This is a genomic window from Promicromonospora sp. NPDC059942 (assembly GCF_042731755.1).
In the GTDB taxonomy this organism is placed as follows: domain Bacteria; phylum Actinomycetota; class Actinomycetes; order Actinomycetales; family Cellulomonadaceae; genus Promicromonospora.
Genome location: NZ_JBHWLR010000002.1, coordinates 275915 through 300209 on the forward strand (window position 1 = coordinate 275915; position 24295 = coordinate 300209).

Consider the following 24295-nt stretch of genomic DNA (forward strand, 5'->3'; position numbering starts at 1 on the left):
AGCTGTGCTGCTCTTCATGACGGAGCTCGACCGCTCGTTCAACGAAGAACGGAGAACCATCGTGCTGCGAAACATCCTGTTCGGGGGCCGCGCGCCCCAGCCCACCAGCCCTGCTCCGCCCGTCTCCCGACCCGCCGCCCGGCCGCCCCGGCGGCACGCGCTCGCCGCCGCGACGCTCGCGCTCGTCGTGGCCGGTCTGGGCCTGGTGGTCCCGGCGTCGGGAGCCGCCGGTGCCGCGCCCGCCGACATCGCTCCCGCTGCCGTCCAGCGCGCCAAGGTCGCGCAAGCCGCCCTCTCGCCCGACGTCGCCCCGGCCGCGGAAGCCGCCCCCGCCGCCGTCTCGCGGCTGGGCACCTCCGGCAACAAGATCGTCAACGCCGCCGGCACCCCCGTCCAGCTCCGGGGCGTGTCCGTGCTGGCGCCGCGACACAACGCCGAGTGCCCCGAGTGCCACCCGAGGCCGATCTCCGACGTGATCGACATGACCGTGTCCGACGGCTGGCAGTCCGACGTCGTGCGCCTGCCCGTCACGGTCTGGGGGTCGCTCAGCGTCGAGGACAACGTGGCCCAGTACGTGGACCCGTACGTGCAGCAGGCCGTGGACCTGGGCATCTACATCATCGTGGACCTGCACTACGTGTCCGACTACGGCAGCACGGGCGTGCCGCAGTCCACGGTCGCGGAGTTCTGGGACTACGTGGCGCCCTTGTACGCCGACGTGCCGAACGTCATCTACGAGGTGTTCAACGAGCCCGTCGCCCCGGCGAGCTGGGCCACCTGGAAGGCGTACATTCAGCCCGTGGTCGACGACATCCGGGCCGTCGCGCCCGACACGCTGCTGCTCATGGGCGGCCCGCAGTGGAGCACGTACGTCAACCAGGCGGCGGCCGACCCGATCGCCGGGAACGACATCGCGTACGTCTACCACCTGTACCCCAACCAGGGGGACGCGACGGCGGCGAACCTGGACGCCAAGTTCGGCAACGCGGCCCAGCAGATCCCGGTGATCCTCACGGAGTTCGGCTGGAACCCGCCCGGCGAGTTCTCCGACCCGACCGTCACCCAGGGCACGACGTCGGGCTGGGGCATCCCGCTGCGCCAGTACCTCGACGCCCGGCCGCACATCAGCTGGACGGCGTGGATCTTCGACAACTACTGGAAGCCGCAGATGTTCGACCACGACTGGAACCTGCTCGGGGGCGAGCACCAGGGCGCGATGATCAAGGCGTGGCTCGCCGACCAGCCGTACGCGTCGCCGTGCGCGGACCACGCGGCGGTCGGGGCCACGGCGGTCGCGTCGTCGTCCAACAGCGCCACCACCGGCGCGGCCAAGGCGGTGGACGGCGACTGCACCAACGCGGGCCGCTGGTTGTCGGCGGCGGGGGACACCACGCCCACCCTGACGATCACGCTCGACGCGCCCACCGTCGTCGACCAGGTCGACGTGTACAGCGGGTTCATCGGCGGCGGCTCGGTGAACGTGCTGCGCGACTTCACGGTCGAGGTGCACACCTCCGCCGGGTGGCAGCAGGCGGGCGCCTTCGACGACAACACGCTCGGCCTGGTCAGCGTGTCCGGCCCGGCGGCCGCCGTCGACCAGGTGCGGCTCGTGATCACGGACCCGTCGAACTACACCCCGGACGTGGCCCGGGTCTTCGAGGTGGCGGTCCGGGCGGGCTGACCCGAGCGCCGGGGCGGACGGCGGTGCCGCCCGCCCCGGTGGTCCTCGGCGACCAGCCGCCGGTCCAGGGCGCTGCGGTTCCAGGACACCTGGCGGACGTCGATGAACGCGCGGATGCACGCCGCGCAGCCGTCCAGGTGCCGCTCCAGCCGGTGCCGGCGGTAGGGGAGCAGCCGCCCCGAGAGGTAGTCGTGGATCGAGGCCCGCGTCGAGCGGCACTCGGGGCGCGGTGCCCGGTCGCCCAACCGTCCGGCGGCTGACGGCCCGGTCCTGCTCGACGGTGCGGCGTCGTCCGACAGCCCGGCCAACGCGGTGCGGAGCCTGGCGACGTCAGCCCGACGCGCACCCGTGTTCGTCACGCGCACTGCCCCCTCTGCGTAGAGTGTCCGGCCGGACCGGCCGGGCAAATAGTGCCACTGCACACCAGGAGTTGTGCAAACGAACGGGTGATACGTGCTGACGGCGGTCCGACAGCCGTGTCAGGGCCGTGTCAGCGTCGTGTCCGCGGGTGCCGACAGCATCCTCGGCATGGAGAACCTGTCCGGCCCCACGGCCTTCGTCGAAGACACGCGTACCAACCGCGTCGCCGAGCTGCTGCTCGCCGAGCGCCACTCGCTGCCCCTGTCCATCGCGCTGCACCTCGTGCCCGGTGTCCTGATCGTCGCCGTCTACCTGCTCGTCGCCCAGCCGCTGGTGCGGGCCATCGACTACCCGTCGTTCCTCGGCTGGGCGATCGCCCTGGTCATCGTGCTCTACCCGCTCCAGTTCGGCCTGCTCTGGCTCGGCCGCTACCGCACCGGCCGGTACACCCTGCGGGGCGTGCTCGGCTACCTGGACAAGCCGGTCCCGCGCGGCCGCCTGATCGGCATGATCGCCGGCCTCATGGCCTGGTTCATCGTGCTGTCCTCGGTGCTCACCGTCCTGGACACCGCCGTCTTCGAGGCCTTCTTCACGTGGCTCCCGTTCGACGACGTCGGCGCGAGTGCCACCACGTACCTGGAGGGCAACGACCGCACGGTCATGATCATCACGCTCGCCGCGTCCATCCCGTTCACGGGCTTCACGCTGCCGCTCATCGAGGAGTACTGGTTCCGCGGCTTCCTGATGCCGCGCCTGGCCCACCTCGGCGCCTGGGCCCCGGTGCTGAGCACCGTCCTCTTCTCGCTCTACCACCTCTGGTCGCCCTGGGTGTTCCTCTCCCGCGTGATCTTCTTCTTCCCCGGCCCGTGGTTCGTCTGGAAGAAGCAGGACCTGCGGCTGTCCATCGGGATGCACGCCGGCACCACGCTGCTCATGGCCACCGGCGGCACGATCGCCCTGATGCTGGGGGTCATGTGATGCGCGACCTCGCGATCGCGGTCTCGGGACTGCGCAAGACCTTCAAGGACAAGGTGGTGCTCGACGGCATCGACCTCGACGTCCGGGCCGGCACCATCTTCTCGCTGCTCGGCCCCAACGGCGCCGGCAAGACGACGACGGTGAACCTGCTGACCACCCTGACCCGGCCCGACGGCGGCACGGCACGTGTCGCCGGCCACTACCTCGCGACCGAGGCGAAGGCAGTGCGCGCCGCGATCGGCGTGACCGGCCAGTTCGCCGCCGTCGACGAGCTGCTCACGGGGGCTGAGAACCTCCAGCTCATGGTCGATCTCAACGGCCGGGCCGGCGGCCGGTCCGTCGCGGAGCTGCTGGAGCGCTTCGAGCTGACCGAGGCGGCGCACAAGCCGGCGTCGACCTACTCGGGCGGCATGCGCCGCAAGCTCGACCTGGCCATGACCCTGGTGGGCGACCCGGAGATCATCTTCCTGGACGAACCGACCACGGGCCTGGACCCGCGAAGCCGCCGCACCATGTGGGCAATCATCCGCGACCTGGTGGCCGACGGCGTGACCATCTTCCTGACCACGCAGTACCTGGAGGAGGCCGACCAGCTCGCCGACCGGATCGCCGTCCTGGACCAGGGCCGCATCGTGGCCCAGGGCACGGCCGACGAGCTCAAGCGCCAGATCCCCGGCACCCACGTGCGGCTGCGGTTCGCCACGGTCGCGGAGCTCGACGCCGCCGCCCGGGTCCTGGCGGACGCCACGCGGGACGACGACGCGCTCAGCCTGCGCGTGCCCGGCGACGGCGGCACCCGGTCGCTGCGCACCCTGCTGGACCGGCTCGACGAGTACTCCCTGAGCGCGGAGGAGCTGTCCGTGCACACCCCCGACCTGGACGACGTCTTCCTCGCCCTGACGGGACACGCCGCCGCGACGACCGCCCCGACCACCGCCCCTGTGACCGAGAAGGAGGCCGCCCGATGAGCGCCGCGCCCCACGCCGTCGTCATGCTGCGCCGGAACTTCAAGCACATCGCCCGCAACCCGACCGCCGTCTTCAACGCCGTGCTGATGCCGATCATCATCCTGCTGATGTTCGTCTACATGTTCGGCGACGCCTTCGACGTCGGCGTCGACTACATCGACTACGCGACCCCCGGCCTGATCCTGCTGGCCGTCTGCTACGGCCTGGGGTCCACGGCCACCGCGGTGAACTCCGACATGACCAAGGGGATCATCAACCGGTTCAAGGTCATGGACGTCTCGCGCAGCGCCGTGCTGACGGGCCACGTCGTGGCCAGCCTGCTCACCAACGTCGTGGCCGTCGCGGCCCTGCTCGGGGTGGCGTTCCTGCTCGGGTTCGGCCCCGCGGCGGGACCCCTGGACTGGCTGGGCGTGGCCGGCATGGTGGTTCTGCTCGGGTTCGCGACCGGCTGGCTGACCGTCGCGCTCGGCCTGGCCGCGAAGTCGCCCGAGACGGCGGGCCTGGCCTCCGTGCCGCTGGTCATGCTGCAGTTCTTCAGCAGCGCGATCGTCCCGGCAGACACGATGGGCCCCGGGCTGGCGCAGTTCGCGAGGTACCAGCCGTTCACGCCGATCATCGAGACCGTCCGGGGGCTGCTCGCCGGCACGCCGTCGCTCGGCACCGCGCTGGTCGCCGTCGGCTGGTGCGTCGCGATCGCCCTGGTGGGCTACGTGTGGGCGGGTGCCACGTTCACGAAGCGAGCGTGACCGCGGCGAGGTGCTCCCAGCCCGGCTCGTGCGCCGAATCCGGCCCTGTCGCCAGCCCCGACTCCCGTCCCGCCCGAGCCGCCTCGGCGAACCCCGTGTCGCCGAGGCGGCTCCGTGCCGCCCCCTCGACCCGCTCGATGTCGGGCGTGGCGCGGTAGTCGCGCCGCTCGTGCACCGCGGCGCTCGCCCCGAGCAGGCGCGCGGCCTGCTCGTGCTCCCCGAGCCGGAGCGCCAGGTCCGCCACGCCGACCAGGGCGATCGCGACCATCGGCGCGTGCCCGCTCTCCGCGGCGGCCCGGCACGCGGCGGCGTGGTGGGTGCGCGCCTCGTCGAGGTCGGGGGAGAGGTAGCCCTGCTGGTCGTGCAGGACGGCGCGCACGTGCGCCCCGTCCGCGTCGTCGCCCCACAGGTCCCGGGCAGTCGCCAGGTGTTCGCGCGCCGCGTCGGCGTCCCCGCGCCAGCGGGCGAGCTCCGCGCGGGCCAGCGCGAGCGAGCCCAGCGTGCCCGGCCACGTGACCCGGCGCGCGTGCCGCTCGGCCTCGGCCATGGCGGCGGCGCTCGCCTCCGCGTCGCCCAGCAGCCAGTGCAGCTGGGCCTGCCGGGTCCGGATCAGGATGGCGTCGTCGACGGCGCCGATCTCGGTGACGACCACGATCGCCTCCGCGTGGAGCGCGCACGCCGCGGCGAGCTCGCCGCGCGACGCGACCTGGTCCGCGAGCTCGGACAGGGCGAACGAGATGCCGAACCGCTCGCCGAGCGTCCGGAACTCCGCCAGCGCCAGGGCGAGGTCCGCCTCCGCCTCCCGCTCGTCCAGGCCCAGGATGAGCTTGAGCTTGCCGAGCTGCAGCCGGGCCAGCGCGTGGACCCAGGGGTCCGCGTCGTCCAGCACGGACTCCCAGGCGGCCAGGCCCTCCTCGGGGGCCACCAGCAGGCGTTCGAGCGGGACGATCAGCGGCAGCGCGGCGTGCGGGCGCTCGCTGGTCCGGCTGAGCCGGTAGGACTTGTGGATCCAGTCGGCGGCCGTGTGCTCGTCGCCCATCCCGGTGCTCAGGAACATCGAGAGCAGGGCGTACACCCAGGCCTGGACGTCGTCGGCCGGCTCGCCCGGCAGCTCGGTGGCGGCGACGATGAGCTCCATGCCCTCGGCCTTGTGCCCGCTGAGCCACCAGTACCAGCCGGCGCCCGCGGCCAGCCGCATGGCCTCCGCCGCCTCGCCCGCGGCGAGGGCACCGCGCATCGCGGCCGTGAGGTTGTCGTGCTCGACGGTCAGCGTGGCGAGCCAGGTGAGCTGCTCGGCGCGGCGCAGGTGCGGCTCGGCCGTCTCGGCGAGCTCGGTGCACCACTCCAGGTGGGCCCGGCGGGCGAGCTCGTCCTCCCCGGCCTCCGCCAGGCGCCCGGCCGCGTACTCCTTGATGGTGCCGAGCATGCGGTAGCGCGGGGCGTGGGCGGTGCCGTCCGCGACGAGCAGCGACTTCTCGGTCAGTGCGGTGAGCAGGTCGAGCACGTCGTCCGGCAGGACATCCGACGCCGGGTCCGCGCAGACGCGTTCGGCGGCGTCCAGGCTCGCCCCGCCGCGGAACACCGACAGCCGGCGCAGGACGGTGCGCTCGGCGTCGCTCAGGAGCTCCCAGCTCCAGTCGACCATGGCGCGCAGCGTGCGGTGGCGGGGCAGGGCGGTGCGGCTGCCGCCGGTCAGCAGGCGGAACCGGTCGTCGAGCCGGGCGGCGAGCTGGTCGATGGACATGGTGCGCAGCCGGGCGGCGGCCAGCTCGATGGCCAGGGGCATCCCGTCCAGCGCCCGGCAGACGCGCGCCATGGTGGCCAGCGTGCCGGCGTCGGCGGTCGAGCCCGCGGTGGCGGCCACGGCGAGGTCGGCGCGCACCGCGCCCGCCCGGTCGCGCAGCAGGCGGACGGCGGGTGCCGCGCCGATCTCGGCGCCGTCCGCGTCGGCGCCCGGCAGGGCCAGGGGCAGCACCTGCCAGAGCGCCTCGCCCGGGATGCCGATCGCCTCGCGGCTCGTGGCCAGGATCCGCAGCCGCCGGCACTCGCCGAGCACCCGCTCGGCGAACCGCGCCACGGAGTCGATCACGTGCTCGCAGTTGTCCAGGACCAGCAGGGCCTCGCGGTCGCGGACGGCGGCGACGACCCGGTCGGTCGCGTCGAGCGCGGACCCCTCGCCGAGCAGGGCGTCGCGGAGCTCGAGCGCGGTCAGCGCGGCCTGCGCCACGTCGTCGTCGGGCCCGAGCGGGGCCAGCTCGACCAGCCACGCCCCGTCGGGGAGGTCGGCGGCCAGGAGGCCCGCAGTCTCGGTGGCCAGCCGGGTCTTGCCCGCGCCGCCCGGCCCGACCAGCGTGGTGAGCCGGTGGTCCGCGACGAGGCCGCGCACCACGGCGAGGTCGGCGTCGCGGCCCACGAAGCTGGTCAGCGCGGCCCGCAGGTTGGTCCGCCGGGTCGCCTCGCGCGGGGCCAGCTCGCCGCGCAGCAGGGCGACGTGCAGCGCCGACAGCTCCGGCGAGGGGTCCACGCCGAGCGCGTCGGCGAGGGCCTCGCGTGTGCGCTGGTAGGCCTCCAGCGCCTCGGCGTCGCGCCCGGCCGCGACCAGCGCACGCATCAGGGCGGCGACCAGCCGCTCGCGCACGGGATGCTCGGCCACGAGGTCGGTCAGCTCCGCGACCACGTCGGCGCCGTGGCCGAGGTCGAGCTCCGCGTCGAACCGGTCCTCCAGGGCGGTCAGGCGGAGCCGGTCGAGCCGGGTGACGGCGGCGGCGAGGCTCCCGCCCCCGATCCCACCACCGGCTCCGCCGCCGATCCCGCCGTCCGGCCCGCCGACGTCCTGCAGGGCCGGTCCGCGCCACAGCGCGAGGGCGTCGCGCAGCAGCCCGACCCGGCCGGCGACGTCTGCGTCGTGCGCCCGGGCGACGAGGCGCTCGAACCGCACGGCGTCGACGTCGTCGGGGGCCACGAGCAGCCGGTAGCCGCTGACCTGGCCCTCCAGCGAGCCGTCCGGCAGCACCTTGCGCAGCCGGGAGACCAGCCGCTGGAGCGCGTTCGTCGCGTCGGACGGCGGGGCCTCGCCCCAGATCCAGTCCACCAGCGTCGCCTTGGGCACCACGCGGCCGGGGTCGAGCGCGAGGGCGGCCAGCAGCGCGCGCAGCCGCGTCCCGGGGACGTCGGCGGCGGCGCCGTCGTCCAGGATGACCTCGAAGGGACCGATCAGCCTGATCTGCACCGGCAGATCTTGGCACAGGGATCGGTCTCCCGGGGTGGGCGTGCGAGCATGACGCCATGACCGCACGCCTCGGCATCATCTGGAACCCCGCCAAGACGACCAGGCACGCCCTCGACACCGCGCTGGACAAGGCCGTGGCCGCCGAGCGCCTGGACGACCCGCGGTGGCGCGAGAGCGTGCTGTGGTTCGAGACCACCGAGGACGACCCCGGCCAGGGCGCGGCCGAGCGGGCGATCGAGGCGGGGGCCGCCGTGGTCGTCGCCGCGGGCGGGGACGGGACCGTCCGGGCCGTCGCGGAGCACCTCGCGCGGTCGGGCGCCGACGTCGAGCTGGGCATCGTCCCGCTCGGCACCGGCAACCTGCTCGCCCGCAACCTCGGGGTGCCGCTGACCGGCGCGGCCGCGGCCTTCCGCCGGGTGCTCAGCGGCCGACCGCGCACGATCGACGTGGGCTGGCTGGAGATCGACCTCGACGGCGGCACGCGCCGCCACGCCTTCGCGGTCATGGCCGGGTTCGGGCTCGACGCGCACATGATCACCGAGACCGACGACGACCTCAAGGACAAGGTGGGCTGGCTCGCCTACGTCGAGTCGCTGGGGCGGGCGCTGTCCGCCAGCGGCACCCTCGACGTCACCATCACCGCCGACGGCCAGGTGCTGGAGCGCGACAGCGCCCACACGCTGCTGGTGGGCAACTGCGGCATGCTCCAGGCCGGCATCACGCTCCTGCCTGACGCCGATCCGGGCGACGGCGAGCTGGACCTCCTGGTCCTGAGTGCCGACGGCGCCGCCGGGTGGGTCGACACGCTGCGGAACATGGTCTGGGACAACGGCATCAAGCGCGCCCTGGCCGGCGGGGCCTCGGCCGAGAGCAGCGAGAGCGCCACGCACCGCCGGCTGGAGAGCCTGCAGATCGAGCTCAGCGAGCCGCGCGTGTTCGAGATCGACGGCGAGGACCTGGGGGAGTCGACTCGCGCCGCCGTCAGCGTCCAGCCGGGCGCGGTCCGGGTCCGCTGACGGGGCCGGTCGCCAGGTCGGGCGCCGGGCCCACTTCGTCGGTCGGGCCCACTTCGTCGGTCAGGCCCACTTCGTCGGTCAGGCCCACCAGGAACGGCCGCAGCAGGCCCGGCACCGCGGCGTCGGCGAGCGCCAGGCCGTCCGGCTCGGCGGCGTCGCGCACCGCGTACGCGCCCGTGCCCGCCGCGGTCGTGGCGAGCACCGTGACCAGGCCGGCGCGGCGCTGGAACACCGACTGCCGCACGGTCCAGCCCGCGACGGCGCGTCGCTGGAGCGCCACCGTGGCGCGGCGCACGGTGCCGCTGCGCGCGACGAGGTAGCGCTCGGTGAGGGCGTGGCCGAGCGAGCGGTAGGCGTCCAGCGCCAGCGTGATCGCCAGCGGCACGAGCACGATCGCGCTGGTCCAGGCGATGTGCAGCAGCACGGGCGTGAGCAGCAGGCCGAGCAGCACGAGCACTGCCTCGGTGCCGAGCACGGTGGCCAGCGCCCAGCGCAGCCGGCGGCCGCGCGCGGCGACCGGGTGCCCGGTGAGCGGCGCCGCCGTGGGCGAGGCCGGCTCGCGCAGCACCCCCGCGGCGACCCGGTCGGCGAGCTCCTTGGGGGCGACCGGCAGCAGGGTCTTGCTGTCGGTCTTGTCCTCCTCGCCCGTCGCGAGGCCCGTCGCGACGGCGTCCACGCGGGCCCCGCCCGCGAGCCGGGCGGTGAGGGGCTCCACAACCTCGACGCCGCGCAGCCGGGACTCCTCCAGCGTGATCGACCGCGTGGTGAGCAGGCCGCGCCGCACGTGCAGGGTGCCGTCAGCCCGGCGGTCGAGCGTGTGGTTCCACCAGGACTCGACCCACAGCGCGACGGTGGCCACGCCGCCCACGATGAACAGGCCCACGCCCATCAGCACGCCGACGAGCACGGCCGGGGCGAGGCCGAACCACGACCCGATCGTCTCGAACAGCTCCTCCTGCAGGCCGAACCACTCGGACACCTGGATGAGGCCGCCGGCCGCCGCGGCGCCCAGCGCCGGGGTGAGGACGGACAGCGGGGCGAACCGGATCCAGCGGCGGTCGAACCGGGCGAGGGCGCCGTCGTCGGGGTCCTCGGCCGCTCCCTCGGCTCCGCCCGCACCCGGCGCGGCGTGCGCGAGCAGGGTCGCGCGCAGCGCCTCCGCGTCCGGGCGGCGCAGCGGCCAGAGGGTGACGGTCCCCTCGGCCCCGGCCTGCTCGCCCGTGCCCACCCGGACGGTGGCGGTGCCGAGCACGCGCAGCACCGGGTCGGCGGTCAGGTCCACCGAGCGGATCCGCTCCCGGCGCAGGGCCAGGCGCTTGCGCACGACGACGCCGGTGTGCACGTGGAACCGCTCCGGGTCCACGCGGAACCGGGTGACGCGCCGCATCCACTCGCCGGCCACGCCGCCCGCGACCACGGCGAGCACCAGCGGGGGCAGCACCCAGGCGAGCGCGAACCCCAGCCCGTTGCCGACGGCCAGCCAGTACCCCGTGATGAGCGCCGCGCCCCCGGCGGGGCCGAGCGTGTACGCGGCGCCGGCCAGGTAGGCCCGGCGGTCGAGCCGCTCCCAGGTGTGGTCGTCGGGCACGGGGTCGCCGGGCGCGGGGTTCTCGGACGCCGGGTTCTCGGGCGCCGGTGCGCTGTCGGCGGCGCTCAGGTCGCGTCCTCGGGCGTGGCCTGCGTGGCGACGGTCAGGCCGGCGGCGAGGTCGGCGGCCGTCTCCGCGTCGAGCCCCTCGATCTTCACGGCGCCCCGGGCGGACGCCGTCGTCACCGTGAGCGTGGCGAGGCCGAAGCGCTGCTCCAGGGGCCCGCGGGCGGTGTCGACGGTCTGGATCCGGGAGAGCGGGGCGACCCGCCACTCCTGGAAGAACCAGCCGGTGCGGGTGTAGACGGCCTCGTCGGTGACCTCCCAGCGGTGGTGCCGGAACCACAGGCGGGGCAGGGCCAGTGCGGCGGCCGCGCCGAGGACGGCCAGGACGCCGGCCGGCAGGAACAGCCAGAAGCGAGCGGGCGGGATCAGCACGCCCAGCACCACCAGGACGACGACGGGCACCGCCGTCAGCAGGACCCACTGGAGGGCCCACCAGCCCACCGCGCGCGGGTCGACGGCATGTCGTGGGGGACGCAGCCGCAGGGGTTGGCTCGGACTCTCGTCGGTCAGCGGCGATGTCACCCGGTCATGGTCCCAAGGCGGGGGAGCGGCGGCAACAAATTTCCTGGTCGCACGCGATGAGTCCCACGGCGTCAGACGGTCTCTCCTGCAGCACGGTCCCCCCGGGGCGCCGTCCTCGCGGGGACCGCCCGAACCGAAGGAGCGACAGCATGGACATCACCGAAGACCCGGCGACGACGGGGCTCGACCTGCGGCGTCCGGGCGACGCCGGGTTCGACGAGGCCCGCACGGTATGGAACGCGATGGTCGACCACCGGCCGGCCCTGGTGGTGCGCTGCCGCACGACGGACGACGTGATCGCCGCCCTGGCGCTGGCCCGGCGCGAGGGCCTGGAGGTGGGCGTCCGGTGCGGCGGGCACAGCGTCGTCGGGCACGGGGTGCCGGACGGCGGGCTGATGATCGACCTCACGCCCCTGGGCGAGGTGCGCGTCGACCCGGAGCGGCGGCGGGCGTGGGTGCAGGGCGGCGCCCTGCTCGGCACGCTCGACGCGGCGACGCAGCCTCACGGCCTGGCGACGACGGCGGGGAACGTCTCGCACACCGGAGTCGGCGGGCTCACTCTGGGCGGCGGCATGGGGTGGCTGGCGCGCCAGTACGGCCTGGCCTGCGACAACGTCGTGGCCTACGAGGTGGTGACGGCGGCCGGTGAGGTCGTCCGCGCGTCGGCCGACGAGCGGCCCGAGCTGTTCTGGGCACTGCGCGGCGGGGGCGGCAACTTCGGGGTGGTGACCGAGTTCGAGTTCCGCCTGCACCCGACGGGCACGCGGGCGCTCAGCGTGGAGCTCGACTTCCCGATCGGCGCGCCCGGGCCGGGGGGCGGGGCGTCGGCGTCGGCGTCGTCCGCGGCGTCGGCCGCCTTCCGGTGGCGCGACCTCAGCGTGTACGCCCCGCGACAGGCCACCTACACCGCGGCCGTGCACGACGGCGTCGCGACGCTCGGCTTCGTCTGGGTGGGCGACCCCGACGAGGGCCGGGAGCACGCGCGGGAGCTCGACGCGCTGGGCACGCCGTCGGCCCGCCGGGTTGAGGAGCTGTCCTACCTGGACCTGCAGACCCGGGAGGACAGCGTCCGGGGGCACGCCGTGCGCCGCTACTGGAAGGGTCACTACTTCCGCGAGCTGCCCGACGCCGCGCTGGAGGCGCTGCTCGCCCACGACCCCGAGGTCCGGGCCGGTCTCCAGGCCTACGGCGGCGCGATCGCGGAGGTGCCGGACGACGAGGCCGCGTTCAGCCAGCGCGACGCGCGGTTCGAGTACGTCGTGGCCACCGGCTGGACCGACCCCGCCGAGGACGAGCGGCTGATCGCCGCCGCCCGCGCGAGCGCGGCCCTGCTGGAGCCGTACGCGAGCGGCGTCTACGTCAACGTCCTGGCCGACGACGGCGCGGCCGGCGTCCGCCGGGCCTACCCGCCCGCGAAGCTGGCGCGGCTCGCGGAGGTCAAGCGCGTCTACGACCCGGAGAACGTGTTCCACCTGAACCAGAACATCCCGCCGGCGCCGGCGTGAACGCGGCGGGACTGCGGCGGGACGGCGGCGGGAGAAAGGTTCACCCGCGATCGCCTTGTGCGGGCGACCGGGTGTTCTCTAGGTTGCTTCCGTCAGCGCGGACCTGAACCCCAGGTCCGTACCCACCGGCCGGGATCGAGGGGCATCATGTGGTTCGACGTCGAAGGCGTGGCGCACACCGTTGCCCTGCCCGACCCCGGGTGGGCGTTCGAGCCCGGGCTGCTCGTGGCCCTGACCGCGGCGGAGCCCGAGGAGCGGGCGCGGGTGCGGAAGCTGCTCGACGGGCTGCTGGACGTCGCGTACCAGAGCCTCGACCCCGACCGGGTCGACACGGCGCACCTGGTCGAGGAGGCGATCCCCCAGGGGATGGTCGGCGCGGCGCGGGCCGGCGGGCGCCTGCCCGTCGTGGAGCGGACGAGGGGCGCTCTGCGGGCGCTGCCCTACGAGTTCCGGCTGGACGGTCTGGTAGCCCTCGAGGACCTGCTCGACGAGCTCGACGAGGGCGGACCGGACGTGTCCGCGGAGCGGGCCCACCTGGAGTACACCTAGGAGCCGGCCCCGCTGAGGTACACCTGGGTCAGAGCGACCCGCCCGCCACGCGGGGTGCGGCCGCCGACTCGCCGGCGTCGCCGATGGTCTCGCGGGCCACGTAGTTCTCCAGGTCGAAGAGGTTGTCGCCGGCGCGCTTCGCGACGGTCACGAGGGTCGTCGCGGCGGCGACCTCCTCGACCTGCTCCTCCAGGAACCACAGCAGGAACTGCTCGCCGAGCGCGTCGCCCTCCGCGCGGGCCGCGCGGAAGATCGCCTCGATCTGGTTGGTCACCTGCTGCTCCTGGTCGAGCGCGAGCTGCAGGGGCTCCAGCACGTTCGCGAAGTCGTTGCGCACCTCGGCCGTGCCCGGGATCTGCACGGGCAGGGACCGGTCGAGGTGGTACTGCACGATCATCATGCCGTGGTTGCGCTCCTCGAGCGCCTGCCGGTAGAAGTGCGCGGCGAGCTGCGGCAGGTCGTGGCTGTCGAACCACACCGCGATCGCCACGTACTGCAGGTGCGCGGCGAACTCGTGGCCCACCTGCTCGCCCAGGAGGCGCAGGTACTCGGAGTTCGGATCGGTCGTCGTCATGGGGCCAACCGTAGGTCAGAGGCCGGGCCGGTGCAGGTGCGCCGGGACGAGGTCAAGCCGCTGGGTCAGGGCGTGGCACAGCCCCTCGACGTCGGGGCTCGCCGCGCAGCCGACCCAGAGGGCGAACGGCCCGGCGCAGCAGGCGCAGGCGTCGTCGGGCAGCCACTCGGTCGCCCAGGCCGAGACCGCCGCGGCCAGCAGCTGACCGCGGCGGGGCCGGGGCGAGCCGGGGGAGCGGCGCAGCACGGTCATGCTCATCCCGGGCGGCAGCGGCCAGCCGGCCGGGTCGTCCTGCCGCTGGCCGCCGGTCACGCCGACCTCCACGTAGACCTGGCCGTAGGCGTAGACGGGGAGCAGGTCGATCAGCTCCCGCAGCCGCGGCGCGTCGTGCGCGTCGCCCGCCATGAGCAGGTGCAGGGAAAAGTCGTCGTACGCCACGTCGTCCTCCAGGTCAGGTAAGGCTTACCTAACACCACCCGCCCTGGGTGGGGCAACGGTGTGGCGCCGACAGGTGGGTGTGACCTGCGTCAACCCCGGGCGAGCAGGCTGCGGGCCGTGTCGAGCAGCGTCGTGCCGGCCGGGCGGAACGACATCCCCAGGACCCGCCGGGCCTTGTCGTTGCTGATCTCCAGCGGCGGCACGTCCGCGCCCCCGGCGGCGTCCTGCTCGACTGCGGTGATGTCCACGCCCAGCTCGCGGCGCAGCAGATCGATCACCCAGCCCCAGGTCACGACGTCGCCGCTCGTGACGAGGATGCGCTCGCCGACGGCGGCCGGCGTCGTCATCGCGCGGACGTGCGCCTCGGCGACGTCGCGCACGTCGACCACGCCGAACCGCATCCGCGGGAGCACCGGCACGGCGCCGGTCAGCAGGCCCTGGACGGCCCCGACGGACGTGGACAGCCGCCCGTCGAGCACCGGACCGAAGATGCCCGTCGGATTGAGGACGGTCAGGCCGGGCCCGCCGTCCTGCGCGGCCACGAAGTCCCACGCGGCGCGCTCGGCCAGCACCTTCGAGCGGATGTAGGGGTCGTTCGGCCCCTCGGGGTCGGTCCAGTCCGTCTCGTCGTACCGGCGCCCGGCCTTCGGGCTGTAGCCGACGGCGGCGAACGACGACGTCAGCACGACGTGCGTCGCCCCGGCGTCCCGGGCGTGGCGCAGCACCCGCAGGGTGCCGGTCACCGCGGGCGTGATGATCTCCTCGGCCCGGTCCTCGGGCACGGAGCGGAACGGCGAGGCGACGTGGTGGACCACCGAGACGCCGACCAGGGCGTCGGCCCAGCCGGCGTCGTGGTCCAGCGACGCCACCACGGTCTCCAGGCGGCCCGCGGGGTCGACGCCGGCGGCGCGGACCAGGTCGGTGACGGCTCCGGCCCGAGCCGCGTCGCGGACGGTCGCCCGGACGCGGTACCCGCGGTCCAGCAGCTCGGCGACCAGGCGGCCGCCGACGTAGCCGTTGCCGCCGGTCACCAGGACGGGCGCGGAGTTGTTTTCGGGCAGGGCGGATCCAGGCATGGTGCGGCTCCTTGATGAGGGTGGGGTCTAGGTCAGGGGGTTCAGAACTTCGTCATCGCGGCGACCGTGCGTTCGGCCGCCCGCCGCTCGGCGTCGGCGTCGCCGTCCACGCGGGCCTGCCACAGGTCGGACTTGGCGCGCAGGTACTCCAGGCGCACCGCGAGCCGGGCCAGCTCGGCCTCGACCCGGTCGGCGTGTGCGGCGAACAGCGCGGCCTCCTCGGCGGCGGCCGCGGCGTTCCCCGGGGTGAGCAGCGCCAGGTAGCGCCGCATCTCCTCGATCGGCACCCCGGCGCCGCGCAGGCAGGACAGCGCGTCCAGCGTCTCGACCACGGCCGGCCCGAACCGGCGGTGCCCGCTGTCCGGGTCGCGGTCTACGGGCCCGACGAGCCCGATCTGCTCGTAGTACCGCAGCGTCGACGCGCTCAGCCCGGTGCGCCGGGCGGCCTCCTGGATGGTGAGCGCCCGCGTCCGTACCGTCGTCGTGCCTGTACCCCCGAGTTCGATGCCCCCACGTTCCATGCCTCCAGGTTCCGCTACTTCGAGCGCTTGAGGTCAACCGTGGTGCCGGTCACGTCTCGTTCCTGTCACGCTCGGGTCCCACGGCGGGTTCGCCCTTGCCTCACCGGGACAGACACGGCAGAGTCTGGTGTGACGCACCTCACGACGGGGTGAGGCGCGTCGCCAAGGAGGTGTCCCATGACGACCACCGAGTTCGCGACGCTGCGCCGTTCGATCGAGCAGCTGCGTCGGAGCGTCGCCGACGTGCGCGGCGCCTTCGGTGACGCGCCCGAGGTGCGGCGGCTGGTGAACGACCTGGAGCGGCTGGAGATCGACGCGGGCGAGCTCGCCGCGGCGCACCCCGCGCGGGGCGTCCCGGACCTGGTTCCCGAGCACGTCGTCGTGCCCGACACCCCGCTGGACGCTTCGATGTTCAGCGATGCCGACGACGAGGGGCTCGGCGGCTACCACGGCGACCGGTCGTGACGACGACGGCGCGTGGTGTCGGCGCGCACGGCGTCGACACCCCGGGGCGTGCCGCGGTCGGCGCCCGCACGCTGCGCACGGACCGGTGGTGGCTCGCGCCCGCGGCGACGGCGGCCGGCCTGCTGGTCTTCGTCGTCTACGCCACCGCGCGGGCGTTCGAGCAGGCGTACTTCTTCGCGGACGAGCGCTACCTGACGCCGTTCTACTCGCCGTGCGTGTCGCTCGGCTGCGCGTCCGCACCGGGCTCGTCGCACTTCGGCATGTTCCTGCCCGACAACCCGCTGATCCCGTACGCGGCCCTCAGCCTGCCGTTCCTGCTGGGCTTCCGGCTGACCTGCTACTACTACCGCAAGGCGTACTACCGGTCGTTCTGGCTCGCCCCGGCGGCGTGCGCGGTGCCCGAGCCGCACGCGCGGCAGACCGGCGAGACCCGCTTCCCGCTCGTCATGCAGAACGTGCACCGCTACTTCTTCTACGTCGCGGTGCTGGTCTCGCTGGTCAACACCTACGACGCGCTCATCGCGTTCCGGCATCCCGACGACGGGTTCGTCGTGGGTGTCGGCAACCTGGTGCTGCTGGCGAACGTCGCGCTGCTGTGGTGCTACACGGCGTCCTGCCACTCGTGCCGGCACGTGATGGGCGGCCGCCTCACGCACTTCTCGAAGCACCCGGTCCGCTACTGGTTCTGGACCCGGATCTCCGCGCTCAACACGCGGCACATGTTCTTCGCCTGGATCACGCTCGCGTCGCTGATCCTCACGGACCTGTACGTGACGCTCGTCGCGCGCGGGACGATCACGGACCTCCGCCTCATCGGATAACCGCCTCGTCGGAAACCGCACGGCCCGTCGGAGAGGAAGCCCGGCCTTGACCGAGATCGAACGACACGACTACGACGTCCTCGTGATCGGCGCGGGCGGCGCGGGGCTGCGGGCCGCGATCGAGGCCCGCGAGCGCGGGCTGCGCACCGCGATCGTCTGCAAGTCGCTGTTCGGCAAGGCGCACACCGTGATGGCCGAGGGCGGCTGCGCGGCGGCCATGGGCAACGTCAACGAGCACGACTCCTGGCAGGTGCACTTCCGCGACACGATGCGCGGCGGCAAGTTCCTGAACAGCTGGCGGATGGCGGAGCTGCACGCGAAGGAGGCGCCGGACCGGGTCTGGGAGCTGGAGACCTACGGCGCGCTGTTCGACCGCACGCCCGACGGCCGGATCAGCCAGCGCCACTTCGGCGGGCACACCTACCCGCGGCTCGCGCACGTCGGCGACCGGACCGGGCTGGAGCTGCTGCGCACCCTCCAGCAGCGCATCGTCGCGCTGCAGCAGGAGGACCACGCCGCCACCGGCGACTACGAGGCGCGGCTGCGGGTGTTCGCCGAGTGCACGATCACCGAGCTGCTCACCGACCCCGAGGCGGGCACCGAGCACCACGGCGCCGTCGCCGGGGCGTTCGGCTACTGGCGCGAGTCGGGCCGGCACGTCCTGTTCTCCGCGCCCGCCGTGGTGCTGGCCACGGGCGGGATCGGCAAGTCCTTCCAGGTCACGTCCAACTCGTGGGAGTACACGGGCGACGGCCACGCCCTGGCCCTGCGGGCGGGCGCAAGCCTCATCGACATGGAGTTCGTCCAGTTCCACCCCACCGGGATGGTCTGGCCGCCCAGCGTCAAGGGCATCCTCGTGACCGAGGGCGTGCGCGGCGACGGCGGCGTGCTGCGCAACTCCGACGGCGAGCGGTTCATGTTCGGGTACGTGCCGGACGTGTTCAAGGGCCAGTACGCCCAGTCCGAGGACGAGGCCGACCGCTGGTACGACGACCAGGAGAACAACCGCCGCACGCCCGACCTGCTGCCCCGCGACGAGGTGGCCCGCGCCATCAACACCGAGGTCAAGGAGGGCCGCGGCTCGCCCCACGGCGGCGTCTACCTCGACATCGCCAGCCGCATGCCCGCCGACGAGATCCGGCGGCGCCTGCCCTCGATGTACCACCAGTTCAAGGAGCTGGCCGACGTCGACATCACGGCCGAGCAGATGGAGGTCGGCCCCACCTGCCACTACGTGATGGGCGGCATCGCCGTGGACCCCGACACCGGGCAGTCCCGCGTGCCCGGGCTGTTCGCGGCGGGGGAGTGCGCCGGCGGGATGCACGGCTCCAACCGCCTCGGCGGCAACTCGCTGTCCGACCTGCTGGTGTTCGGCCGGCGCGCGGGGCTCGGCGCGGCCGACTACGTCGTCGGCCTGGACCGCCGGCCCGCCGTCCGGGACGCGGACGTCGCCGCGGCGGCCGCGATGACGCTCGCGCCGTTCGAGGCGCACCCGGCCGCTGCCGGCGGCGAGAACCCGTACACGCTGCACGCCGAGCTGCAGCGTGTGATGAACGACCTCGTCGGTATCATCCGCACGGAGGCCGAGGTCGTCTCCGCGCTCGACCGGCTCGCCGAGCTGCGGGCCCGGGTGCACGACGTCGTCGTCGAGGGCCACCGCCAGTACAACCCCGGCTGGCACCTGGCGCTGGACCTGCGCAACATGCTCATGGTCAGCGAGGCCGTCGCGTCCTCCGCCCTGCTGCGCACCGAGAGCCGCGGCGGCCACACCCGCGAGGACCACCCCGGGCTCGACGCCGAGTGGCGGCACCGGGTGCTGGTCACGCACTGCGTGCGCGACGGCTCCGGGCTCGGTACCGGGGCAGCGGTGGTGCCGCGGACCGCCGTCGAACCCGCCGAGCGCGAACCCATGCGCCCGGACCTGCTCGCGCTGTTCGACCTGTCCGAGCTGGAGAAGTACTACACGCCGGCCGAGCTGGCGGGGCATCCCGACGCGGGGCATCCCGACGCGGGGCACCCCGAGGCCGGGCAGCCTGACGTCGGGCCGTCCGCAGTGCTGCACCCCGAGGGAGGAACGGCATGAGCTACAAGGGACGCTTCCGGGTCTGGCGCGGGGACGCGTCCGGCGGGGCGCTCGCGGACTTCGAGGTGGAGGTCAACGAGGGCGAGGTCGTGCTCGACGTGCTGCACCGGATCCAGGCCACGCAGGCGCCCGACCTCGCGGTGCGGTGGAACTGCAAGGCGGGCAAGTGCGGGTCGTGCTCGGCCGAGATCGACGGGCGCCCGCGGCTGCTGTGCATGACGCGGATGTCGGTGTTCGCGCCCACCGACGTGGTCACCGTGACGCCGATGCGGACCTTCCCGGTGCTGCGCGACCTCGTGACGGACGTGTCGTTCAACTACGCCAAGGCGCGCGAGGTCCCGTCGTTCACGCCGCCGGACGGCCTGGCGCCGGGCGAGTACCGGATGGCGCAGGTCGACGTCGAGCGCTCGCAGGAGTTCCGCAAGTGCATCGAGTGCTTCCTGTGCCAGGACACGTGCCACGTGGTGCGCGACCACGACGAGAACAAGGAGGCGTTCGCCGGCCCGCGGTTCCTGATGCGGGTCGCCGAGCTCGAGATGCACCCGCTCGACGTCGCCGACCGGGTGCCCGCCGCGCAGGACGAGCACGGCCTGGGCCGCTGCAACATCACCAAGTGCTGCACCGAGGTGTGCCCCGAGGGGATCAAGATCACCGACAACGCCCTCATCCCGATGAAGGAGCGGGTGGCGGACCGGCGCTACGACCCCCTCGTGTGGCTGGGTCGGACGATCTCGCGGCGGCGCGACTGACCTGGTCGGTGGCCCGGGCAAGCTCTGTGCGGATCGCGGCGACGCCGCCGAGCCCGAGCTCGACGGACTGGTCCAGGCACTCCTGCCAGGCGTCGCGCGCCTCCGTCCAGCGGCCGGCCTCGCCGAGCAGGACGGCGAGCCGGCGCTCGGCCGCCACCAGGTCCTGTCGCATGTCGAACTTCCGGAACCGGACCGCCGCCTCCTGGTAGCAGACGATCGCCCGCCCCGGGTCGCCCAGGGCGGTGTGCACGTGGCCGAGCGTGTCCCAGACGACGGCGCGGGTGGTCGGGTTGTCGCGGTCGTTCAGCATCCCCAGGGCCCGCTCGGCCAGCGGCAGAGCCCGGTCGAGGTCGCCGGAGTGCGCCAGGGCCCACGCGAGGATGTTCAGCGCGTGGGCCTCGTGGAAGGGGTCGCCGGAGCGGCGGCCGTGCACGAGCGCCTGCTCCGCCTGGCGCACCGCCTCGTCGTGCCGCCCCCAGCGCACCAGGTCGCCGGCGTAGCCGTGGTGGGCGAGCTGGAGCCCGCGCACGTCGCCCAGCTCGGCGGCCAGGTCGACGGTGCGGCGCCGCAGCTCCTCGCACTCCCTGCGGCGCCCCGCGGCCGCGGCCACCGCCGCGAGGTACCGGGTGCACCACAGCTCCGCCCGGCGGTCCCGGACCTCGACCGCGACGTCGCGAGCCGCGACCAGCACCGTCCACAGCGCGTCGCGCTGCTCCGCGTGGTGGGACAGCGTGCTGTACAGGGCCCAGACCAGGGACAGCAGCTCGCCGGGGAACCCGTGCTCGCGGGCCGCCGTCACGACGGCGAACAGGACGGTCCGCTCGGCGTGGAACCAGGCGGCCGGCTCCTCGTCCGGCACCCGGACGGGGCCGGGGTCCCGGACGAACTCCTGGCGCACGCGGGCGGGCCACCGGCGGCGGTCCATCTCCAGCGCGACGCCCAGGTACCAGGCCGTCACGCGCCCGACGGCGGCGTCCCGCCACTCCTGCGTCTCGTCCTCCCGCGCCCGCTCGCGGGCGTACTCCGCCACGAGGTCGTGCATCGCGAACCGGCCGGGCGCGTGCTCCGTCACGAGGTTCACGCGGACGAGCTCGGCCAGCGCGCGGCCTGCGGCGTCGTCCCCGGGGCCTTCCCCGTCGTCGTTCCTGGCGCCGTCCCCGTCCCCGTCAGAGCCTCCGTCGTCGTCCCCGACGCCGCCGTCGGGGTCGCCGTACAGGGCCGCCAGCGCGGACCCTGCGACGTCCGGCCCGGGATGGACCCCGAGCAGCCGGAACAGGCGCGCCGCCGCGGGGGTCAGCGCCCGGTACGACGTGGCGAACACGCTGCGGACGTCGGCCATCGCGTCGTCGTCGCCCAGCGTGTCCAGCCGGGCGCCGCCGTCCGCCAGCTCGTCGGCGACCGCCGACAGCGGGAATCCCGGCCGGGCCAGCACCCGGGCCGCGGCGATCACGACGGCCAGCGGCAGGCCGGCGCACCGCTCCACGATCCGGCGCGCGGCCTCCGGCTCGGCCGCGCAGCGCTCCGCGCCGACCCGCAGCGCGAGCAGGTCGAGCCCCTCGGCGGGTGTCAGGGTGCCCAGCGCGACCCGCGCGGCGCCCAGGCCCGTCAGGGTGGCGCGGCTCGTGACCACGGCGACGCCCGGCCCGGACCCGGGCAGGAGCGGCGCCACCTGGTCGGCGTCGCGGGCGTTGTCCAGCACCACGAGCAGCCGCCGTCCCGCGACGACGCCCCGGTACAGCGCGAGCAGGGCGTCCTCCGCCGCCGGGACGCGGCCCTTGGCCACGCCCAGGGCCTCCAGGAACGCCCGCACCACCGTGCCCGGCGGCACCGGCGCCGACGTCGGGTCGAAGCCCCGCAGGTTCGCGTAGAGCTGCCCGTCGGGGAACCGGCCCGACACCCGGTGCGCCCAGTGCAGCGCGGTCGCGGTCTTGCCGACGCCGCCCGCGCCGTCGAGCACCGCGACCCGGGGCGCGCCGTCGTCCGCGAGGAACGCGTCGAGCCCGGCGAGCGCGGCCGCGCGGCCGCTGAACGCCAGGGGACCCAGCGGGAGCTGGCGCGGGACCCGGCCGGGCTCCTCGGCCGGTCGGACGGCGGCGTCTGCGCCGGCGGACTCTGCGCCGGCGAACGCTGGGCTTGCGAACGCTGGGCCTGCGAACGCTGGGCCTGCGGACTCTGCGTCTGCGCTCTTCGAGCCGGCGGTATCCGTGCCTGCGATCTGCTGGCCTGCGATCTGCGTGCCTGCGATGTCCCGGCGCAGCCGCCGGATCGCCGCCCCGGGCCCGATGCCCAGCTCGTCGGCGAGCGTCCGCTCCAGCCGCGCGGCCGCGTCGAGGGCCTCGGCGGGCCGCCCGGTCCGGGCCAGCGCCGTCATGAGGTGCCCCCAGAAGCGCTCCTGCAGCGGGTACCGGTCCGTGAGCTCGCGCAGCTCCGCGACGAGGGCGTCGTCCGGCGTCGCGAGGTCGATCTCGATCCGGCGGGCCAGCCCCGCCAGGCGCTGCTCCTCCAGCCGCGGACCCTCGACCGCGTGCAGGAGCTCGGAGGCGACCCCGTCGAACGGCGCGCCGCGCCACAGGCCCAGCGCGTCGGCCAGGCGCCGGCGCTCCGCGGCCGGGGCCTCGCCGGGCCGGGGCTGGACGAGCCCCGCGAACGACGCGACGTCCACCCGCGTGGCGGGAAGGGCGAGCCGGTACCCACCCGGTTCGGTCTCGATCACGGCGTCGCCCAGGACGGACCGCAGCCTGCGGACCAGCACCTGCAGCGACCCCTGCGGGGAGGCGGGCAGCTCCTCGCCCCAGACGACGTCGACCAGGCGCTCCACGGACACGGGCGCGCCCGCGCCGACGGCCAGCCCGGCCAGGAGGGCCCGCAGCCGGCCCGGCAGGCGCACCTCCGCGCCGTCGACCACGACGGCGAACGGGCCCAGCACGGAGACCGTGACCGCGGGCTCGTGCCCGTCGTCCATCTGCGTCCCGTCCTGCTGCATCCCGTCCTGCCGTGTCCCGTCCTGCCGCATCCCGTCCCGCACCGTCGCGCCCCCCGTCCCGGCCATCCTGCCGGGTCGGGCTCCCGACCGACAGGTGAAAGCAGTTTGAAACCGCCACGGCGTGGAATGGGCGGTGACGCCGAGATCCGGCGTCCTGCAGGAGGGTGCCGATGCTACGGATCCACTTCACCGCCGAGGACCTGCTGCGGGTCCGGCTCGCCCCTGGGCCCGACCCGCTGTGGGAGGCCGTGCTCAGCGCGCACCAGGTCAACCAGCCGGGCGGACCGCTGGTCTTCGCCGAGTGGCGCTCCCGCGTGGTGTCCGGGATGTCGTGGGAGGCGCGCTCCTACCTGCGGCTCACGCCGCCGCGGGGGTACACGCCCGACTTCCTCACGCCCGCCGGCGGCACCACCGAGCTCGGGGCCGGCCTGGAGACGGTGCTGAGCACGCCGTCCGCCCGGTTCCGGGACGAGCTGGAGCTCCTGGGCGGGCAGCGCGACGTGCCGCGCTGGGCACTCGACCTCGCGCGCTCGGCGCCCGCCCGGCGGCGGCTGGAGCGGGCCACCCAGGCCTACCACGACCAGGCGCTCGCGCCGTACTGGTCCGCGATCCGCACCGCGGTGGAGGCCGACGTCGCCGCGCACGTGCGCACCCTGACCGGCGGCGGCACGGCGGCCCTGCTCGGCTCGCTGCACCCGTCCGTCACCTGGCGGGACCCGGTGCTCCGCGTCGAGACCGCGGCCGACCGGGACGTCTACCTCGAGGGCCGGGGGATCACGCTGCAGCCGGCGTTCTTCTGCTGGCGCGCGCCGATCTCGCTGGCCGACCCGGGCCTCGCGCCCGTGCTCGTGTACCCGGTGCCGCACCGGCTGTCCTGGCTCCGCCCGGCGGGCGGCGGGCGGCACGACCGGGCGCTGGCCGCGCTCCTCGGCCGGACGCGCGCGGCCGCGCTGGCGGCCCTGACCTACGGCGCGAGCACGAGCGAGCTGGCGCGGCACATCGGCGTCTCCGCGCCGTCGGCCTCGGAGCACGCGTCCGTGCTGCGCGACGCCGGGCTGATCGCGTCGCGGCGGGAGCGCAACAGTGTGTGGCACACCCTGACGCCGCTCGGTCAGGCGGTGCTCGACGGCGACCGGGTGCTGCCGGTCGTCCAGCGGCCTTCGGCATCGGCTGGGTCGGCGTCGGCGTCGGCGTCGGCGCGGGCGTCGGCGGGGGCGCGGGCGTCGGCGGGGGCGCCGCGCGCGGCGTCGGCGGCTGCGAGCTTGGCGAGGATCCCGGGGACCTCGTCCGTGCGGCCCAGGGCGCGCAGCTCCTCGGCGCACGCCCGGTAGGTGGCGGCCGCGGCGTCGGGCTCGCCCAGGTCGAGCTGGACGTCACC

Annotated in this window: 21 protein-coding genes; 12 read left to right on the forward strand and 9 right to left on the reverse strand. The window is 74.7% G+C overall.

The window, feature by feature from the left end:
* Positions 1-16 precede the first annotated feature (16 nt).
* On the forward strand, positions 17-1681 hold the full coding sequence (locus tag ACFV9Q_RS03775; protein WP_377233223.1) for a cellulase family glycosylhydrolase: 1665 nt from the start codon (positions 17-19) through the stop codon (positions 1679-1681).
* Here ACFV9Q_RS03775 and ACFV9Q_RS03780 read toward each other — a convergent pair.
* Complete coding sequence (locus ACFV9Q_RS03780; RefSeq protein WP_377233224.1) at positions 1630-2040, reverse strand: zf-HC2 domain-containing protein; 411 nt, start codon at positions 2038-2040, stop codon at positions 1630-1632. The genes ACFV9Q_RS03775 and ACFV9Q_RS03780 overlap by 52 nt on opposite strands.
* A 169-nt stretch (positions 2041-2209) precedes the next feature.
* Between ACFV9Q_RS03780 and ACFV9Q_RS03785 the strand changes: the two genes are divergently transcribed.
* The 3 genes from ACFV9Q_RS03785 to ACFV9Q_RS03795 are packed head-to-tail and all read left to right on the forward strand — an operon-like array spanning position 2210 to position 4733.
* On the forward strand, positions 2210-3019 hold the full coding sequence (locus ACFV9Q_RS03785) for a CPBP family intramembrane glutamic endopeptidase (RefSeq protein ID WP_377233225.1): 810 nt from the start codon (positions 2210-2212) through the stop codon (positions 3017-3019).
* Entirely contained in the window at positions 3019-3987 is a 969-nt protein-coding gene (locus ACFV9Q_RS03790) for an ATP-binding cassette domain-containing protein (RefSeq protein ID WP_377233226.1), read from the forward strand. Before ACFV9Q_RS03785 ends, ACFV9Q_RS03790 begins: the two co-directional genes overlap by 1 nt.
* Complete coding sequence (locus ACFV9Q_RS03795) at positions 3984-4733, forward strand: ABC transporter permease (protein ID WP_377233227.1); 750 nt, start codon at positions 3984-3986, stop codon at positions 4731-4733. The genes ACFV9Q_RS03790 and ACFV9Q_RS03795 overlap by 4 nt, the downstream gene beginning before the upstream one ends.
* Here ACFV9Q_RS03795 and ACFV9Q_RS03800 read toward each other — a convergent pair.
* The gene (locus tag ACFV9Q_RS03800) at positions 4717-7962 is read right to left on the reverse strand and encodes a BTAD domain-containing putative transcriptional regulator (protein ID WP_377233228.1); all 3246 of its coding nucleotides are present in this window, start codon (positions 7960-7962) and stop codon (positions 4717-4719) included. The genes ACFV9Q_RS03795 and ACFV9Q_RS03800 overlap by 17 nt on opposite strands.
* 56 nt (positions 7963-8018) lie before the next feature.
* On the opposite strand from ACFV9Q_RS03800, the gene ACFV9Q_RS03805 reads away from it, so the two are divergent.
* Positions 8019-8978, forward strand: a complete 960-nt coding sequence (locus ACFV9Q_RS03805; RefSeq protein ID WP_377233229.1) for a diacylglycerol/lipid kinase family protein — start codon at positions 8019-8021, stop codon at positions 8976-8978.
* On the opposite strand, the gene ACFV9Q_RS03810 is transcribed toward ACFV9Q_RS03805, so the two are convergent.
* Both ACFV9Q_RS03810 and ACFV9Q_RS03815 read right to left on the reverse strand, forming a co-directional pair.
* Positions 8944-10566, reverse strand: coding sequence for a PH domain-containing protein (locus ACFV9Q_RS03810; protein ID WP_377233230.1), 1623 nt, complete (start codon positions 10564-10566; stop codon positions 8944-8946). The genes ACFV9Q_RS03805 and ACFV9Q_RS03810 overlap by 35 nt on opposite strands.
* A gap of 65 nt (positions 10567-10631) precedes the next feature.
* Positions 10632-11153, reverse strand: a complete 522-nt coding sequence (locus tag ACFV9Q_RS03815; protein ID WP_377233231.1) for a PH domain-containing protein — start codon at positions 11151-11153, stop codon at positions 10632-10634.
* A 149-nt stretch (positions 11154-11302) separates the two neighbouring features.
* On the opposite strand from ACFV9Q_RS03815, the gene ACFV9Q_RS03820 reads away from it, so the two are divergent.
* Together ACFV9Q_RS03820 and ACFV9Q_RS03825 are read left to right on the forward strand one after the other, a co-directional pair.
* Positions 11303-12658, forward strand: a complete 1356-nt coding sequence (locus ACFV9Q_RS03820) for an FAD-binding oxidoreductase (RefSeq protein WP_377233232.1) — start codon at positions 11303-11305, stop codon at positions 12656-12658.
* Between the two features lie 147 nt (positions 12659-12805).
* Positions 12806-13207, forward strand: coding sequence for a hypothetical protein (locus tag ACFV9Q_RS03825; RefSeq protein WP_377233233.1), 402 nt, complete (start codon positions 12806-12808; stop codon positions 13205-13207).
* A 28-nt stretch (positions 13208-13235) separates the two neighbouring features.
* Here the strand turns inward: ACFV9Q_RS03825 and ACFV9Q_RS03830 are convergent, their stop codons facing one another.
* From ACFV9Q_RS03830 to ACFV9Q_RS03845, 4 genes are all read right to left on the reverse strand, one after another.
* Positions 13236-13781, reverse strand: a complete 546-nt coding sequence (locus tag ACFV9Q_RS03830; RefSeq protein WP_377228243.1) for a ferritin — start codon at positions 13779-13781, stop codon at positions 13236-13238.
* Between the two features lie 15 nt (positions 13782-13796).
* Positions 13797-14219: a hypothetical protein gene (locus tag ACFV9Q_RS03835; RefSeq protein WP_377233234.1), complete on the reverse strand. Its 423-nt coding sequence runs from the start codon at positions 14217-14219 to the stop codon at positions 13797-13799.
* Positions 14220-14308: 89 nt separating this feature from the next.
* Complete coding sequence (locus ACFV9Q_RS03840; RefSeq protein ID WP_377233235.1) at positions 14309-15295, reverse strand: NAD-dependent epimerase/dehydratase family protein; 987 nt, start codon at positions 15293-15295, stop codon at positions 14309-14311.
* A 41-nt stretch (positions 15296-15336) separates the two neighbouring features.
* The gene (locus tag ACFV9Q_RS03845) at positions 15337-15816 is read right to left on the reverse strand and encodes a MerR family transcriptional regulator (protein WP_377233236.1); all 480 of its coding nucleotides are present in this window, start codon (positions 15814-15816) and stop codon (positions 15337-15339) included.
* Between the two features lie 177 nt (positions 15817-15993).
* Here ACFV9Q_RS03845 and ACFV9Q_RS03850 point away from each other — a divergent pair, with 177 nt between their 5' ends.
* From ACFV9Q_RS03850 to ACFV9Q_RS03865, 4 genes are read left to right on the forward strand one after another with little or no spacing between them, the layout of a single operon-like run.
* Positions 15994-16281 carry a hypothetical protein gene (locus ACFV9Q_RS03850; protein WP_377228247.1) on the forward strand — a complete coding sequence of 96 codons (288 nt, stop codon included), beginning with the start codon at positions 15994-15996 and terminating at the stop codon, positions 16279-16281.
* On the forward strand, positions 16278-17102 hold the full coding sequence (locus tag ACFV9Q_RS03855; RefSeq protein ID WP_377233237.1) for a hypothetical protein: 825 nt from the start codon (positions 16278-16280) through the stop codon (positions 17100-17102). The genes ACFV9Q_RS03850 and ACFV9Q_RS03855 overlap by 4 nt, the downstream gene beginning before the upstream one ends.
* A gap of 46 nt (positions 17103-17148) precedes the next feature.
* Positions 17149-19185 carry a fumarate reductase/succinate dehydrogenase flavoprotein subunit gene (locus ACFV9Q_RS03860; RefSeq protein WP_377233238.1) on the forward strand — a complete coding sequence of 679 codons (2037 nt, stop codon included), beginning with the start codon at positions 17149-17151 and terminating at the stop codon, positions 19183-19185.
* Complete coding sequence (locus tag ACFV9Q_RS03865; protein ID WP_377233239.1) at positions 19182-19934, forward strand: succinate dehydrogenase/fumarate reductase iron-sulfur subunit; 753 nt, start codon at positions 19182-19184, stop codon at positions 19932-19934. Before ACFV9Q_RS03860 ends, ACFV9Q_RS03865 begins: the two co-directional genes overlap by 4 nt.
* On the opposite strand, the gene ACFV9Q_RS03870 is transcribed toward ACFV9Q_RS03865, so the two are convergent.
* The gene (locus tag ACFV9Q_RS03870; protein WP_377233240.1) at positions 19849-22983 is read right to left on the reverse strand and encodes a BTAD domain-containing putative transcriptional regulator; all 3135 of its coding nucleotides are present in this window, start codon (positions 22981-22983) and stop codon (positions 19849-19851) included. The two genes, ACFV9Q_RS03865 and ACFV9Q_RS03870, sit on opposite strands and share 86 nt — an antisense overlap.
* A 104-nt stretch (positions 22984-23087) precedes the next feature.
* On the opposite strand from ACFV9Q_RS03870, the gene ACFV9Q_RS03875 reads away from it, so the two are divergent.
* Entirely contained in the window at positions 23088-24248 is a 1161-nt protein-coding gene (locus ACFV9Q_RS03875; RefSeq protein ID WP_377233241.1) for an ArsR family transcriptional regulator, read from the forward strand.
* The last annotated feature ends 47 nt before the right edge of the window (positions 24249-24295 follow it).